Consider the following 14,247-nt stretch of genomic DNA (forward strand, 5'->3'; position numbering starts at 1 on the left):
CCGATTCCGCCGGTCTAACGCTGGAATCAGCAGCCCCGCTGACTGGCCAACGAGGTCTGCTGACATTGCGCGTCGCCTAATTCGGCGACCGTCCGAGTAGTGCGGCCAGCCGATCCAACGGCGGCGCCTCCTCGTCGATCGGCACCGGCGGAGCGAACGGACTCCGCTTCGCCGGAAGGTTGGCGAGCCGAGCCGCACTGAACGCGATTTCCCGCTCCACCAAGGCGTCCTCGAACTTCGCCTCCTGACCGGTGGCGCGAGCGAGGTCCCAGCCGTGCACGAGTTCCTCGACAATCCGCAGATGAGCCGCAGCGACCCCCGGAACCGTCCCGGCCGGGACCTCGAAGACCTGCTCCAGCACGCCCGGCTGCCGGAACGCCGCGAGCAGACCGGCGACCGCGTCCCGATAAGCCGCGACCGGATCGTCGCCGAGTGCGTCGGAAGCGCGCGGGTCCAGCGAACCGCCCGTCTCGCCGCGCAGGACAGCGGTGAACAGCCGGTGCCCGAGGACCAGGTGGTTCACCAGTTCGCGGACAGTCCACTCCGGGCACGGCGTCGGCGCGTCCCAGCGAGACACGCTGGCGACCAGCTCACTGGCGGACTCGAGGACGGCGGCCAGATCGTCGACAGGGTTCATCGTTTCGCCTTTCGCAGGGGTCACCAGTAGAGACACCGCCCGCCCCGGAAACGGAACGGTGGCAGGATGCGAGGGGTGGGCCAGGACATCCTCGATCGCGCACGCGCCGGAGACGCGCACGCCTTCCGCGAGCTGGTCGAGCCTTATCGGCACGAGCTGCAGGTGCATTGTTACCGCCTCCTCGGCTCGCTCGCCGACGCCGAAGACCTGCTGCAAGAGACGCTCCTCGCCGCCTGGCGCGGCCTGGACGGATACGCCGGTCGAGCTTCGGTGCGCGCCTGGCTGTACCGCATCGCCACCAACCGCTGCCTCAACGCTCTCCGCGACGCCGGCCGTCGCGTTCCGGCCGAACCCTCGCCGCCGTTCACCCCGACCGAACCCACCCGCCGCACCGAGGTGACGTGGCTGCAGCCCGCGCCGGACGACCCCGCCGCGCGCTACAGCGCCAAGGAAACGTTCGAGCTGGCGTTCGTCGCGGCCCTGCAGAAACTTCCGCCGCGCCAGGCCGCCGTCCTCGTGCTCCGTGACGTGCTCGACTACTCCACCGCCGAGGTCGCGGAGATGCTCGACACCAGCCCCACCGCGGTCAAAGGCGCTCTGCAACGCGCGCGGGCCCAACTGCGCCAAGCCGTCGAACCCGCTCCGCCAGCGCCCCGGGAACGGGAGATCGCGCAACGATTCGCGGACGCGTTCAGCGAAGGAGACGTCGAAGGCGTAGTCGCGCTCCTAACCGACGACGGCTGGCTCGCCATGCCACCCGCGCCACACGAGTACGTCGGCCGGGAAGCCGTCGCCGCCTTCCTGACGATGTTCACCGAATGGCGCGGAACCCGGCGGTTCCAGCTGCTCCCGACGCGCGCCAACACCCACCCAGCCTTTGCCTGCTACCTCACCGAACCCGGCGGAACGGTGGCGCATCCCGCCGGAATCCTCGTCCTCGCGCCGTGGGGCGACCGAATCCGCACCGTCACCTGGTTCCTCGAACCCGAGTTGTTCCCGCGCTTCGGCCTGCCCGCGGAGGTGTCAGCGTGCTGACCACCCTGGCCATCCAGAACTACCGCTCGCTGCGCGACCTGGTGCTGCCGTTGTCGCAGCTCACCGTGATCGTCGGCGCGAACGGCACCGGCAAATCCAGCCTGTACCGCGCGCTGCGACTGCTCGCCGACGCCGGACGCAACGGCGCGGTCGCCGCCCTCGCCGGGGAAGGCGGTCTGCCGTCGACGCTGTGGGCGGGCCCGGAGACGATCAGCCGATCCGTGCGTGAAGGCCGGACGCCGGTACAACCGTTGCAGCGGACCAAAGCGGTCGGCCTGCGCCTGGGCTACTCCGGCGACGAATTCGGCTACGCCTTGGACTTCGGCCTCCCCGTCCCCGCCGAGACGGCCTTCAACCTGGACCCCGAGTACAAACGCGAATGCGTCTGGCACGGCCCGGTGCTGCGTCCGTCGGCGTTGCTGGCCGACCGCTCCGGCACGAGAGTCCGGATCCGCGACGAGTCCGGCGCCTGGGCCGAAAGCGGCCACTCGATCGCCCTCACCGACAGCATGCTGAGCGAGTTCGCCGACCCTCGGGTGTGCCCGGAACTCCTGATCGTGCGCGACCGAGTCCGCGCGTGGCGCTTCTACGACCACTTCCGCACCGACGCCGACGCTCCGGCGAGGCAAAGCCGCATCGGCACCCGAACCTGGGCCCTGGACCACGACGGCGGCGACCTGGCCGCGGCGTTGCGCACCATCCAAGAATCCGTCGACGCCGACGCCCTGGCCACCGCGATCGACGACGCCTTCCCTGGCTAGTCGGTCGAAGTAGTCGCCGCCGACGGCCGATTCGACCTCCGCTTCCACCAGCACGGCCTGCTGCGGCCCCTGAACGCCGCCGAACTTTCCGACGGAACCCTGCGTTATCTGCTGTGGGCCGCGGCGTTGCTGAGCCCGCGTCCGCCGGAGCTGCTGGTATTGAACGAGCCGGAAACCAGCCTGCACCCGGACCTGTTGCCGGCGTTGGCCGCGCTGATCACCGCGGCGGCGAAGAAGACGCAGCTGCTGGTGGTGTCGCATTCCCAGTTGTTGGTGCGGTTTCTGGAGGACGCCTCGGTGCTGGAACTGGAGAAGGAATTCGGCGCGACGGTGGTGGCCGGGCAGGGGAGGCTCGACCAGCCGTCGTGGCATTGGCCGAAACGGTGAAACCTGGCAGGATGGCCGGTATGAAGACCAGAAAGGGCCATGCCGCGTAGGCCCCCGGCACGGCTGCGTGTCCGCGAGCCGGAGTACGTCCAGCCCGCCCCGCCCCACGCGCAAGTTGCGCGGGTTTCCGCATCGACACTGCGAGCGATCGCGCATTACGAGCGCGCCGATCTCTATCGCGGCGGGGTCGCCGAAGCGCTCGCCGCCTGGAGCCGGTTCGTCCATGCCTCCTATCGGCGGCTGGATCGGCACACCGAGGGCGGTGACGATGACGGTCCGTCGAGCGATCCGGAAGTGGCCCGGATCCGGTTGGGCTGGGCAGTGAAACGACTGCCGCTCAAGGCTTCCCGCGAGTTGTCTGCGCAGATCCGCCCGTTGGACGAGCTATACCTGGCCCGCTCGATGCCCTCGCCGGAGGTCGCACACCTCCGAGCGCTGCTCTAACGCTTCGCCCGTTGCCCCTCCGCCAACTGCTCGGTAATCGCCTCCGCACCAAGACGGCGTTGCACAGCCGCAGCCAACTCCGGCGCGATCCCGCCGAGCAACGCCGTCAGCCGCAACCCGAACGGTGCCACGTCAATCTCGGCGAGGTTGCGTTCGATCGCCCGCACCGTCGCCCGCGCGACATCGTCCGGTGTCCGGGTTCCCACGCCGAACGGCAGCGTCGCCCCCGAATCGGCGAACATGCCCGCGTCGCTGATGTAGCCGGGAAACACTGACGACACGCCGACATTGAACGCTCGCAGATCCTCGCGGAGCGCGAGAGCGAACCCGCGCAGACCGAACTTCGTCGCGTTGTACAGCGAAGCCTGTCCAGACGCCGTCTTCCCGGACAGCGACGAGATGAAGACCAGATGGCCACTCCGCCGGGCGATCATCTGCTCGGCGACCAGCTTCGCCATCACGACCGGTGCCCGCAGGTTGACCTCCAGCGCACGGTCGAGTTGGTCGAGCGAATAGTCGGCCAGCAACCCCGTCGCGGGAAGAGCCGCGTTCGCGACGACGATGTCGATTCTCCCCGCAGCGGCAAGGAGTTCCTCGACCGCGCCCCGCTCGGCGAGGTCAGCCGGAACCGCGCGACCGCCCACCTCGGCGGCCAGTGGCTCGAGCAACTCCGCCCGGCGGCCGGTCAGCAGGACGTCGGCGCCGCGAGCGGCCAGCGTGCGGGCGAGCGTCCGGCCGATCCCGCCGGTCGCTCCGGTCAGCAAGGTCTTCGCGCCCCGCAATTCCACAGTGGACAATTTCGGCATGTCCGCAGTGTGGCGCGAGCGGGGCCGGCGGGTATTGCACAAATGTTCAGGCGAACGCGCTGCGATCCGCCGCGAATCCGGCGTCGACGGCCAGCCGGCCCGGCGTCACCCCGGCGAACGCCACGACCTCCCGGTGCAGATGCGACTGGTCGGTGTATCCGCACACCGCCGCGACCTCGGCCGCGCCGGCCCCGGTCGCCAAGCCGCGCGCGGCATGGTCGAAGCGCACCAGACTCGCCGCTCGCTTCGGCGACAACCCGATCTGCGCCCGGAACCGTTCCCACAACCGCCGCCTGCTCCACCCGCATTCGGCCGCCAGCGACTCGACCCGCACCCGGCCGCGGCTCCGGACGATCCGCCGCCAGGCGAAGGCAACCTCTGGATCCGTCGCCGGAACCGCCGAGAACCGACGAGCGAAAGCGGCCTCCACCAGTGCGAACCGGGTGTCCCACGAACCGGCTTCGCTCAGCTGGTCCCGAAGCCGGTCCGCGTCCCGGCCCCACAACTCGGCCAGCCCGACCGTCCGGTCCAGCTCCGCGGGCCCGGCGCCCAACCCGGTGGCGGCCAACGGCGGCAACCGGACTTCGACGCATTCGAGGCTTTCCCCTCGCAACCGCACTCCGCGCGGCGCCAGCCCGGCGACGAAGCTGCCGTGCTGAGCGCCGTCGTCCACGAGGAGTTTGCCGTCGCCGAACTCCAGCACCACCGTGATCGCCGGATGCGGCACCACCCGCAGATCGACCGTCCCGCCGGTCCGGTGGCGGAATCCGCCCAGGCAGAACGGACCCGCGCGACCGGGCCGCGCGACCTCCCAAGCACCGCTCTCCACCACCGCAGTGTAGGAGTCAGCGAGGCCGCACCGGTCGTCGTGCGCGAGCCGGCTTCGCCGAGGTCCGGACCGGCCGATACGGCTCCGGCACCGGCAGCCGCAGGATCCGCCCGATCTTGCCCGGCCCGAGATGATTCAGGTCCGCCACCGCGGCGGGCTCATGCCGCGCGCAGCTGGCGAGCACGCCGAACAGGAACATCGTCACGATCAGCGACGTCCCGCCGTAGGACACCAGCGGCAGCGTCACCCCGGTGACCGGCAGCGCGTTCACGACGTACCCGATGTTCACCGCCGCCTGCGCCACCAGCAGCACGGTGATCGTCGCGGCGACGATGCGGATCCACGGGTCGAGGTTGCGCGTCGCGATCCGCAGGCCGACCAGCGCCAGCCCGCCGAACAGCAGCAGCACCACGGCGCAGCCGAGGAACCCGAGTTCCTCGCCGATCAGCGCGAAAATGAAGTCGTTCTGCACGTTCGGCAGGTACTTCCACTTCGACGCGCCCTGTCCGAGCCCGACGCCGAACAGCCCGCCCTCGGCGAGCGCGTATTGCGCCTGCACCGCCTGGTATCCGGCGCCGGAGGTGTCCGCGTCGGGGGAGAGGAACGACAGCACGCGCGCGAGCCGGTAGTCCGCGACCAGCGCGAGCACCACGAATCCGGCCACACCGCCCGCCAGCAGCGCGCCGAACAGCCGCCCCGGCGCGCCGGAGAACCACAGCAGCGCCAGCAGCACGATGCCGAGCGAGATCGTCCCGCTGAGGTTCGGCTGCGCCATCACCAGCGCGAACATCAGCAGCGCGACCGGAACCAGCGGCACCAGCAGGTGCCGCCAGTGGTGCAGCAGCCGGGCCTTCACCACGAGAATGTGCGCGCCCCACAAGGTCAACGCGACCTTCGCGAGCTCGACCGGTTGCAGCGTCAGCGGACCGAGCGTGAACCACCGCTGCGCGCCGTTCACCTTCGCGCCGAGCGGGGTGAGCACCAGCGCGAGCATCGCCAGCGTGACGAGCATCAGCATCGGCGAGAGAGATCTGATCCGCCGCAACGGAATCCGCAGCCCGGCCCACAACGCGACCAGGCCGATCAGGACGAAAATGATGTGCTTCTGGAAGGTGCTGTACACCCCGCCCGGCTGCGCGGAAGACGCCGACAGCACCATGATGACGCCGAGCAGCGTGAGCAGGCCGCACAGCGCGAGCACGAGGTGGAACGACGCCAGCGGCCGGGACAGCCAGCCGACGATCGCGACCGGGACCCGGCTTCGTCTGTTCCGTGTCGTAGCCACCCGAGCACCGCCGTCCGCCGATTTTCGGCGCGGGAAAGAACGCGCCGGGATGATTATGCCCGCTCTGTCCTGAAAGGACATTGAGGCGCGCGGAGTGTCCGTGGTCTCATTCGCGGTGCTGAAGCTATTTCACGAGTCATTTCACGCAAGGGATTCCGCCGCCGCTCAACGCCGGCGGGGGAGCCGGGGCGGTGTTTCCGTGCGTCAGCGGGGTGACGTACGCGGCCGGGCTCGGCACCGGGGTGCCGCTGAGCAGTTGCGCGACCAAGGACTGGATTTGCGCGGTATCGACGAAGTTGACGTCTTCGCCGGACGGGCTCTTGCCGAAATGGTCGACCGGAAGGGTCACGAAACTGACATTTCCGCCGGTCAGGCTGGACGCTTGTTTCGCGAGCGCGAGCAGGTCCAGGGAACTGTCGACCGCGGTGTTCTGCTTGGCGACATCCAGAATTCCCTGGAGTTTCGCCGGATTCGTGAAGGTCCCGCCCTGTTTGAGCTGATACGCGAGCGAAGAGATGAACGCCTGCTGCCTGCGTTCGCGGTCGAGGTCGGTGAAATTGAGCGACGGATGCACGTAGTCCCGGCGCTGCCGGACGAACTCGACGGCCTGCTCGGCGCTGATCTCCTGCTGGCCGGCGTGGAAGTTCGCGCCCGAGTAGCTGTCCTGGGTGTCCTCGTTGAGACACACCGTGATCGGCTGGACGACCTGGGCGATCTCGAAGAACGCCACGAGGGTGACCTCGACGAAATGGTCGATCGGGACGTCGCCGAGGAATTTCCGGACGGTGTCGATTTCCGCGCGGCGGCCCGCGTCCCGCGCTTGCTGCTCGCGCTGGGATTTGTCGGTGACGTGCTGCGAGACGAGTTGTTTGGCCTTTTCGTCGAACGCCAGCCCGTAGGCCTGTTTGATCTTGCCCTTGCACACATTGTCCGGACAGCCCGCCAGCGGAACGTAATCGTCGCGCGGAATCGAGATCGATGTCGCCTTGCCGCCGTTCCCGGGAACGTGCAGCAGCATCAGCACATTGGCGTTGTAGCCGCCGTCCTGCTGATCCCCGGCGTGCAGCGAGTTGTAGATGTCCTTCGGGAGCGGGTTGCCGTTCTCGTCGAGCCGCGAATCGAGGCCCATGATGAGGATGTTGGTGTCGCCGCCGCTGGAGGTCGACTGCCCGTCGAGCACGTCGGACGTCTGAAGCCCGGACACGATGCCGTGGTAGGCCGCCCAGCCGTAGCCGGTCAGCGAAAGCGTCAGCGCGGCCGCGAGGGCCAGCGCGACCCGGCCGGTGATCCGCCGTCGCCTGGCCGCGGCGCGAGCGGCGACACCGCGTGCCGCCGCACCTCGGGATGCGGCGGCACGTCTGTCATTAGGGTCGGTCATCAGGCCTTCCGGTGCCGGGGCGTCACGGTTATCCACTGTTCTGCACACTCGCTGTGTACACGCTGAGAAGTACTCTCACGCAGAGTTAACCCAGAGCCAGTTGGACGAGCTTCACGATGACGAGCGCCATCGCCAGGAGCAGATACGCGCGCAGCGCGGTCAGCCCGATCTTGCGCCCGGTCGACATCTCCGGCGGCGGCAAGTACCGCAGCGGCGGCATCCGCCACTCCGCGCGTCCGGTGCGATCGATCGGCACGGCGCTCCGGCGGCGGCGAAGCAGCGCGTACCCGGCCGTCAGCACGCCGATCCCGCCGCTGACCGCCATGATCAGGAAGATCTGGTCCGCGCTGATGTCCGGGAACAGCACCGCCGCGGTGAGGATCACCGACAACACCACCAGCACCCCGACCACCACCGAGGTGAACAGGTTGGTGAGCCGTCCGTTGACCCACGGCCCGAGCACCTCCTTGTCGTTGCACAGCAGCAACAGGAACACCGTCGCCGACGGCAGCAGTACTCCGGCGAGCGTCTGCACCCCAGTGGTGAGCAGGCCGAGCGGCGAGCCCGGAATGAGCACGATGGCGGCCGACAACGCGACGAGACCGGCGTACACCGCGTAGAAGCCCTTCGCGTGCCACGCCCCGCGATGCAGCGAGTGCTTCATCCCGAAGACGTCACCGATCGCGTACGCGCTCGACAGCGACACAGCGAACGCCCCGACGATCGAAGCGTCCAGCAGCGCGACCGCGAACAGCGCGCCCGCCGTGCGTCCCGCGTAAGCCTCGATGCCGTCCGTAACGCCAGCTGCGTCCGCGAAAGGCGTGCTGGTGCCGGCGAAAGCAGCCGAAGCGATGCCCATGATCGCGGCCGCGCCGACCATCACCACGACCAGGCCGATCCACAGATCCGCCTTCTCGTAGCGCATGAACCGCGGCGTGATGCGCTTGTCGATCACGTAGGACTGCTGGAAGAACAGCTGCCACGGCGCGACCGTGGTGCCGACGATCGCGATGATCAGCAGCATCAGCTCGGCCATCCCGCCAGGTCCGGCGGGCATCGTGGGCACCAGTCCGCGGAGCATGTCCGCCGGAGCCGGATGCGCGAACACGTATACCGGGATCAGCGTCAGCGAACCGAGGCAGAAGAAGATCGCGATCCGCTCGAACCGCCGGAAGCTGCCGGTGAACGCGGCTCCGATGATGACGGCCGCGGCCAGCACGACCGACGGAACCGTCGGCAGGCCGAGGTAGCGCGTCGCCATCGTGATGCCGATGAATTCGGTGACCAGGGTCAGCGCGTTGAGCAGGAACAGGTCGATCACCGAGAACGCGCCCCAGAACTTGCCGAAGCGTTCGAGGATCAGCCGGGCGTGCCCGACGCCGGTGACCGCGCCGAGGCGCAGCACCATTTCCTGGTTCACGTACAGCACCGGGACGAGCAGCAGGAGGGTCCACAGCAGCTTCGGGCCGTAGTTCTGCCCAGCCTGGCCGTAGGTCGCGAACGCGCCGGCGTCGTTGTCGCCGACCAGCACGATCAACCCCGGCCCGACGATCGCGAGCAGGGTCTTGAGCTTGGCGGACAGGCCGGTGCGCGGTGCGGCGTCGCCCGCTTTGACGGTGCCGAGCGCGCCGCGGATGTCGCCGACGTGCTGGTCGTCGAGGACGGCGGTGGTGCGGCGGTCGATGCGGACGGTCGAGTCGGTGGTCATGCCGAGCACTCCCTTCGGTCTTTTCCAGACCGATCAGGGCACCCCGCGACCGCCGGTTTCCGCGCACTCCGAAGACCCCGCCCGGCGCGGGCCGGACGGGTGGGGAAAACCGGGATCAGCCGGGAATGCCGGAAGGTGGGGACAATCCGGGGTCCGGGGGCGTACTTCGCCCCGGGCTCGTATCGCTCAGCGCCCTCACCTCCCTCTCCGCTCGTTTCCGGTTCCCGGGCAGGGAAATCCCGCCCTGGGGCCACTCAACGCCATCCGCCGGATAACTGTCAAGCACTTGTACAAGTGTTGTAGTCATCAATGTGACCCGGGTCACTGTCGAGATAATGTCGAGAACTCCGCCGCGGCTCCGTCCCCGCAGCACCTGGCCGCCTAACGTGGCCGCACAACGTGAAGGAGCCCGTCATGGAGCCGCAGGAAGTCGCCGAGATCCTCAACCGCCCGCTCAGCCGCGAACTGCTCGCCCGCGACCTGACCCGGCTGGCCTACGTCGCGAAGGACGGCACGCCGCGCAGCATCCCGATCTCGTTCAGCTGGAACGGCTCCGAGGTTGTCATGTGCACCACCAAAAACTCCCCGAAACTGCACGCGCTGCGGGCGAACCCGATGGTCGCGCTGACCATCGACACCGAGGTGCACCCGCCGAAGATCCTGCTGCTGCGGGGTCGTGCCGAACTGGACTACACCGACGGGATCCCGGACGAGTTCCTCGAAATGAACGGTTCCTACGAGATCACTCCCGAGCAGCGCGTCGAATGGGAGGCCGAAATCCGCTCCCTGTACGCGGAGGGCATGGTCCGCATCGTCGTCACCCCGACCTGGGCGAAGCTCATCGACTTCGAGACCACGCTGCCGTCCGCGGTCGAGGAACTGGTGCAACGCCGGGCGCAGGCCGCCGGCCCGGAAAACCCCGCCGTCACCGGCTGATCCACTACACTGAATCGCCTACACGCGAACGTGATTCCCTCCACGCGCGAAGGCGGAGCGCATGATCCTGGTGACGGGTGCGAGCGGCAATGTGGGATCAGCGCTGGTCGCGCAGCTGCGCGCGGCCGAGGTGCCTTTCCGCGCCGCCTATCATTCCCCGGAGAAGGCAAGGAAAGCCGCCGCGGACGGAATCGACGCGGTCACCGTCGAAATGTCCGATCCGGCCACCGTGCAACCAGCGCTGGCCGGAGTGTCGAAGGTGTTTCTCCTTGGCGCGATGAGCCCCGGACAGACTGGCAACGAGTCCAATGTGGTCGAAGCCGCGGTGTCCGCCGGGGTCACGCACGTGGTGAAACAATCGCTGTGGCGAGCGGACGAGGAACTCACGCCGATCGCCCGCTTGCACCGTCCGGTCGAGCGGATGCTGGAAACGTCGCCGCTGTCCTGGACCTTTCTCCGGGCGAACTTCTACCTGCAAGCGTTCTCGGGAAACTGGTCCGCAACCATCCGCTCCGGGAATTTCTTCGCCAGCCCCCTGATCCGCGGCCCGATCGCGTTCGTGGACGCCGAAGACATCGCCCGTGTCGCGTTTCGCGCACTGACTGAGGACGGTCACGCCGGTCAGGCGTACGCGCTCACCGGCCCGGAAGCGCTGACGTACGACGAGGCCGCGGCTGTGCTGTCGGAAGTGCTGGGCCGTCCTATCGCGTACCGCGGAATGTCGAACGAGCAAGCGCTTTCGGCATTGGCTGAGGCCGGGATGTCGTCATTTCATGCCAAGGCTCTGGTCGAGGTGTGCAATACGTACCTGGACAGCGGGGCGGAGACCGTGACGTCCACGGTCGAGGAGGTCACCGGTCGGAGGCCGCGGAGTTTCCGCGAGTTCGTGGCGGCGCATCGGCAGTGTTTCGAGCCAGCACAAGACAACTGAGCGCGGCGGCGACGAGACTGAGCCCGGCGGTGACCAGGAAGACGTCGCCGAGTTCCGCGCTGCCTGCGTAAACGAGCCCGAGCACGGCGACACTGAGGGTCTGGCCGAGTTGCCGAAAGGTGGCCATGGCACCGGACGCCATCCCCGCGCGGTCTCGCGGAACCGCGCCGAGGACCGTGGTGCTGCCTGCTGGCCCGGCGATGCCCATCCCCGCGCCGGTCACGACCAGTCCCGACAGAAGGCTGAGCCACGTCGAGTCGCGGTTGAGCAGCATCCACGACAGTCCGCAACCGGCTGCCGCAAGCAGAGACCCGAGTCCGAGCACGATGCCCGGTGAGATGGCGTGGAGTCGCTTGCCGATCAGCATTGAGAACACGAAAGACGTCGCTGCCAACGGAATCAGCGCAAGTCCCGCTGAGGTCGGGCTGAGGTGCAGCACTGACTGCAGCCAGATCGAGGCGTAAATCAGGCAAGCGAAGACGGCCGAACTCGCGACGACCACGACCATCACCGTCACGAAGGGCGCCCGGCGGAGCAATGCGAGGTCGAGCATCGGGTGCGGTACCCGTCGTTCGATCGCGACGAAAACGGCTAGCGCCACGGCAGCGAGGGCCAACGTCGGCGGAGAAGCCTGGATCAACGCGTAGACCAGCGCGCCGGAACTGACGCCGAAAGCCAGCATGCCGCCGAAGTCGATCCGGGCGCCGGCCGGCCTCCTCGGCGCTTCGACCAGGTATTTGCGGGTCAGGAGCAACGTCAGCACGCTCAACGGCAGGTTGAGGAAGAAGATCGCCTGCCAACCAGCCCACTGCGTCAAAACTCCGCCGAGGAACGGCCCCGCCGCGCCTGCGCCACCGAGCACCGCCGTCCAAATCCCGAACGCGGTCCCTCGCTCCTTGCCCTCGTAACTGGCTCCTAGCAACGACATCGCAGCCACCATCATCGCCGCGCCGCCGATTCCCTGTACCGCCCGCGCGCCGATCAACACGCCGACCTCCGGCGCGAGTGCGCATCCCAGCGACGCCACGGCAAACAACGCGACCGAGCTGGCGAACACCCTGCGCTGCCCCGCGATGTCGCCCATCGCGCCCGCGCTCAACGCGAGAACCGCGAGCACCAGGGTGTAGCTGTTGACCACCCATTGCAGGCTGGCCAGCGATGCCCCCAGCCCGCGAGTCATCTCCGGCAACGCCACTGTCACGACGGTGGTGTCGAGGATCAACATGAACGACCCGAGGCAGATCGTCGCCAACGGTCCCCATTTGCGCATCACAAGCCCCTTTCTCTCCCCGGAAGAGTGATCGAGCTTGAGCAGGCACCTCAACCAAACTGATCTCGTATGGCGGATCCCGTCATCGGCTACGTTGAGATGATGGAACCCGTCACGCTGGACTCCGTGGACCGTCAGCTGATCCACGCCCTGGACCTCGACGGACGAGCCCCTTTCGCGCGGATCGCCGACGTGCTCGACGTTTCGGAGAACACCATCGGGAGGCGCTACCGGCGGCTGCGGCAGGCTGGCGTGCTTCGGGTCGTCGGCGCGGTCGCGAGCGTGAAACTGGGGTACGCGCTGTGGATGGTCCGGTTCACCTGCGCGCCCGCGTCCGGCATTCCGATCGCGGCGGCGCTGGCTAAGCGTCCTGACACGTTCTGGGTCCATTTGCTTTCCGGCGGAACGGAAATCGCCTGCACGACGCAATCGTCCATGGTGGAAGAATCCGAAGGACTGCTGCTGGACAAACTCCCGCGGAGCAGCCGGATCACCTCCGTGACCGCACACCAGATGCTGCACGGTTTCACGCGCCTGGGCGGTTGGGCAGCGTTGTCGGACGAACAGATCGCCGCGTTGCAGGTGCCGGTCGATCCTGCCGAAGAAATCACCTTTGACGAGGCAGACCGTCACCTCGTGCAAGTCCTGGTGGACGACGGTCGGGCGAGCTACGGCGAACTGGCCGCAGCGTCCGGCCTGTCCGAGTCGACCGTGAAGCGGCGGATCGAAACCCTGCGCCAGGCGGGAGTTCTGTCGTACCAGCTGGATATCTCCTTGCGCGCCTTGGGATTCCAGTCGGAAGCGCGGCTGTGGATGGTCGTGCGCCCGTCAGCCGTCGCATCGGTCGCCAACGCCTTGGCGGCACACGACGAAGTGCAATTCGCCGCAGCCACCACCGGCCCGACGAACCTGGTCGCCGCGATCGCCTGCCGAAATGCCGCGCACCTGTACGAGTATCTGACCGAACGCATCGGATCGCTGGACGGAATCCAGCAAATGGAAACCGCGCCAGTCATTCGCACGGTGAAACGAAGCGGATCGCTGCTTCCGCTCTAAACGGCGGCCTTCCCGCTGTAAGCGTCGAGAACCTCGGACAACGAACCCTGCTGCCGCACCTGCCCCTCGTCCATCCACAGCGCCGTGTCGCAAAACTCCGCGAGCATCTCCTCGGAGTGATTCGCGAACACCAGAATCCCCGACCGCTTCACCAGATCCCGGAGCCGATCGCGCGCCTTGGCGAGAAACGCCGCGTCGACCGCGCCAAGCCCCTCGTCGAGCAGCAGAATCTCCGGGTCGATCGTGGTCACCACGCCGAGCGCGAGCCGCACCCGCATGCCGGCCGAGTACGTGCGCAACGGCAGCTGCAGATAGTCGCCAAGTTCAGTGAACTCCGCGATGTCTTCGACCCGCTTGGCCATCTGCCGACGGCTCATCCCCAGAAACAACCCCTGGATCAGGATGTTCTCGCGTCCGGACACTTCCGGATCCAGCCCCACCCCCAGATCGAACACCGGCGCGACTCGCCCCGCGACCCTCCGGACGCCACGAGTCGGCTCGTAAATCCCGGACAACAACCGCAACAACGTGGACTTCCCGGCCCCGTTATGCCCCACCAACCCGACCCGGTCGCCCTCGCCGAGCCGGAACGACACGTCCCGCAACGCCTCGATCACCGGCACCTTCGCCCCGGTGCCGATCTTCCCGCCGACCTTCCCGAGCACGCGCTTCTTCAACGACCGAGTCTTGGCGTCGAAGATCGGAAAGTCCACGTAAGCGTTGCGTACCTCGATGCTGACCATGATCCCTCCCCAGATGCGAATGGAAACTACCATTCGCATCT

Annotated in this window: 14 protein-coding genes and 1 pseudogene; 7 read left to right on the plus strand and 8 right to left on the minus strand. The window is 67.9% G+C overall.

Going from position 1 to position 14,247, the window contains the following annotated elements; translation table 11 throughout:
• Positions 1–76: 76 nt before the first annotated feature.
• Positions 77–637, minus strand: a complete 561-nt coding sequence (locus ACZ7OI_RS07770) for a TIGR03086 family metal-binding protein (protein WP_470263330.1) — start codon at positions 635–637, stop codon at positions 77–79.
• A 66-nt stretch (positions 638–703) separates the two neighbouring features.
• On the opposite strand from ACZ7OI_RS07770, the gene ACZ7OI_RS07775 reads away from it, so the two are divergent.
• From ACZ7OI_RS07775 to ACZ7OI_RS07790, 4 genes and pseudogenes are all read left to right on the plus strand, one after another.
• Positions 704–1,672: an RNA polymerase subunit sigma-70 gene (locus ACZ7OI_RS07775; protein ID WP_470263331.1), complete on the plus strand. Its 969-nt coding sequence runs from the start codon at positions 704–706 to the stop codon at positions 1,670–1,672.
• Entirely contained in the window at positions 1,666–2,433 is a 768-nt protein-coding gene (locus ACZ7OI_RS07780) for an AAA family ATPase (protein ID WP_470263332.1), read from the plus strand. The genes ACZ7OI_RS07775 and ACZ7OI_RS07780 overlap by 7 nt, the downstream gene beginning before the upstream one ends.
• Positions 2,434–2,478: 45 nt before the next feature.
• A pseudogene (locus tag ACZ7OI_RS07785) lies at positions 2,479–2,820 on the plus strand (AAA family ATPase); the annotation flags it as partial.
• A gap of 39 nt (positions 2,821–2,859) precedes the next feature.
• Positions 2,860–3,264, plus strand: coding sequence for a hypothetical protein (locus ACZ7OI_RS07790; RefSeq protein WP_470263333.1), 405 nt, complete (start codon positions 2,860–2,862; stop codon positions 3,262–3,264).
• Here the strand turns inward: ACZ7OI_RS07790 and ACZ7OI_RS07795 are convergent.
• The 5 genes from ACZ7OI_RS07795 to ACZ7OI_RS07815 all read right to left on the minus strand — a co-directional run bounded on the left by ACZ7OI_RS07795 (position 3,261) and on the right by ACZ7OI_RS07815 (position 9,270).
• Positions 3,261–4,070 carry an SDR family NAD(P)-dependent oxidoreductase gene (locus ACZ7OI_RS07795; RefSeq protein ID WP_470263334.1) on the minus strand — a complete coding sequence of 270 codons (810 nt, stop codon included), beginning with the start codon at positions 4,068–4,070 and terminating at the stop codon, positions 3,261–3,263. The genes ACZ7OI_RS07790 and ACZ7OI_RS07795 overlap by 4 nt on opposite strands.
• Positions 4,071–4,116: 46 nt before the next feature.
• Positions 4,117–4,899, minus strand: coding sequence for a helix-turn-helix domain-containing protein (locus ACZ7OI_RS07800; RefSeq protein ID WP_470263335.1), 783 nt, complete (start codon positions 4,897–4,899; stop codon positions 4,117–4,119).
• A 16-nt stretch (positions 4,900–4,915) separates the two neighbouring features.
• Positions 4,916–6,184 carry a putative lipid II flippase FtsW gene (ftsW, locus tag ACZ7OI_RS07805; RefSeq protein WP_470263336.1) on the minus strand — a complete coding sequence of 423 codons (1,269 nt, stop codon included), beginning with the start codon at positions 6,182–6,184 and terminating at the stop codon, positions 4,916–4,918.
• 136 nt (positions 6,185–6,320) lie between these two features.
• The gene (locus tag ACZ7OI_RS07810; RefSeq protein WP_470263337.1) at positions 6,321–7,562 is read right to left on the minus strand and encodes an LCP family protein; all 1,242 of its coding nucleotides are present in this window, start codon (positions 7,560–7,562) and stop codon (positions 6,321–6,323) included.
• 85 nt (positions 7,563–7,647) lie between these two features.
• Positions 7,648–9,270: an NRAMP family divalent metal transporter gene (locus tag ACZ7OI_RS07815; protein ID WP_470263338.1), complete on the minus strand. Its 1,623-nt coding sequence runs from the start codon at positions 9,268–9,270 to the stop codon at positions 7,648–7,650.
• A gap of 414 nt (positions 9,271–9,684) precedes the next feature.
• On the opposite strand from ACZ7OI_RS07815, the gene ACZ7OI_RS07820 reads away from it, so the two are divergent.
• Both ACZ7OI_RS07820 and ACZ7OI_RS07825 read left to right on the plus strand, forming a co-directional pair.
• Entirely contained in the window at positions 9,685–10,206 is a 522-nt protein-coding gene (locus tag ACZ7OI_RS07820; RefSeq protein WP_470263339.1) for a pyridoxamine 5'-phosphate oxidase family protein, read from the plus strand.
• Positions 10,207–10,267: 61 nt separating this feature from the next.
• Entirely contained in the window at positions 10,268–11,137 is an 870-nt protein-coding gene (locus tag ACZ7OI_RS07825) for an SDR family oxidoreductase (protein WP_470263340.1), read from the plus strand.
• Here ACZ7OI_RS07825 and ACZ7OI_RS07830 read toward each other — a convergent pair.
• Positions 11,058–12,407, minus strand: a complete 1,350-nt coding sequence (locus tag ACZ7OI_RS07830; RefSeq protein WP_470263341.1) for an MFS transporter — start codon at positions 12,405–12,407, stop codon at positions 11,058–11,060. The two genes, ACZ7OI_RS07825 and ACZ7OI_RS07830, sit on opposite strands and share 80 nt — an antisense overlap.
• A 69-nt stretch (positions 12,408–12,476) precedes the next feature.
• Here ACZ7OI_RS07830 and ACZ7OI_RS07835 point away from each other — a divergent pair, with 69 nt between their 5' ends.
• Positions 12,477–13,463 carry an Lrp/AsnC family transcriptional regulator gene (locus ACZ7OI_RS07835; RefSeq protein ID WP_470263342.1) on the plus strand — a complete coding sequence of 329 codons (987 nt, stop codon included), beginning with the start codon at positions 12,477–12,479 and terminating at the stop codon, positions 13,461–13,463.
• Here ACZ7OI_RS07835 and wzt read toward each other — a convergent pair.
• The gene (gene wzt / locus ACZ7OI_RS07840) at positions 13,460–14,245 is read right to left on the minus strand and encodes a galactan export ABC transporter ATP-binding subunit Wzt/RfbE (protein WP_470263343.1); all 786 of its coding nucleotides are present in this window, start codon (positions 14,243–14,245) and stop codon (positions 13,460–13,462) included. The genes ACZ7OI_RS07835 and wzt overlap by 4 nt on opposite strands.
• Positions 14,246–14,247: the final 2 nt, after the last annotated feature.

Source organism: Amycolatopsis sp. NPDC114503 (assembly GCF_055633655.1).

Excerpts from the sequence above, each read along its gene's own strand:
- ACZ7OI_RS07770 (WP_470263330.1), bottom strand. The coding sequence starts at position 637 with ATGAACCCTGTCGACGATCTGGCCGCCGTCCTCGAGTCCGCCAGTGAG.
- ACZ7OI_RS07775 (WP_470263331.1), top strand. The coding sequence starts at position 704 with ATGCGAGGGGTGGGCCAGGACATCCTCGATCGCGCACGCGCCGGAGAC.
- ACZ7OI_RS07790 (WP_470263333.1), top strand. The coding sequence starts at position 2,860 with ATGCCGCGTAGGCCCCCGGCACGGCTGCGTGTCCGCGAGCCGGAGTAC.
- ACZ7OI_RS07795 (WP_470263334.1), bottom strand. The coding sequence starts at position 4,070 with ATGCCGAAATTGTCCACTGTGGAATTGCGGGGCGCGAAGACCTTGCTG.
- ACZ7OI_RS07810 (WP_470263337.1), bottom strand. The coding sequence starts at position 7,562 with ATGACCGACCCTAATGACAGACGTGCCGCCGCATCCCGAGGTGCGGCG.
- ACZ7OI_RS07815 (WP_470263338.1), bottom strand. The coding sequence starts at position 9,270 with ATGACCACCGACTCGACCGTCCGCATCGACCGCCGCACCACCGCCGTC.
- ACZ7OI_RS07820 (WP_470263339.1), top strand. The coding sequence starts at position 9,685 with ATGGAGCCGCAGGAAGTCGCCGAGATCCTCAACCGCCCGCTCAGCCGC.
- ACZ7OI_RS07825 (WP_470263340.1), top strand. The coding sequence starts at position 10,268 with ATGATCCTGGTGACGGGTGCGAGCGGCAATGTGGGATCAGCGCTGGTC.
- ACZ7OI_RS07830 (WP_470263341.1), bottom strand. The coding sequence starts at position 12,407 with ATGCGCAAATGGGGACCGTTGGCGACGATCTGCCTCGGGTCGTTCATG.
- ACZ7OI_RS07835 (WP_470263342.1), top strand. The coding sequence starts at position 12,477 with ATGGCGGATCCCGTCATCGGCTACGTTGAGATGATGGAACCCGTCACG.
- wzt (WP_470263343.1), bottom strand. The coding sequence starts at position 14,245 with ATGCGAATGGTAGTTTCCATTCGCATCTGGGGAGGGATCATGGTCAGC.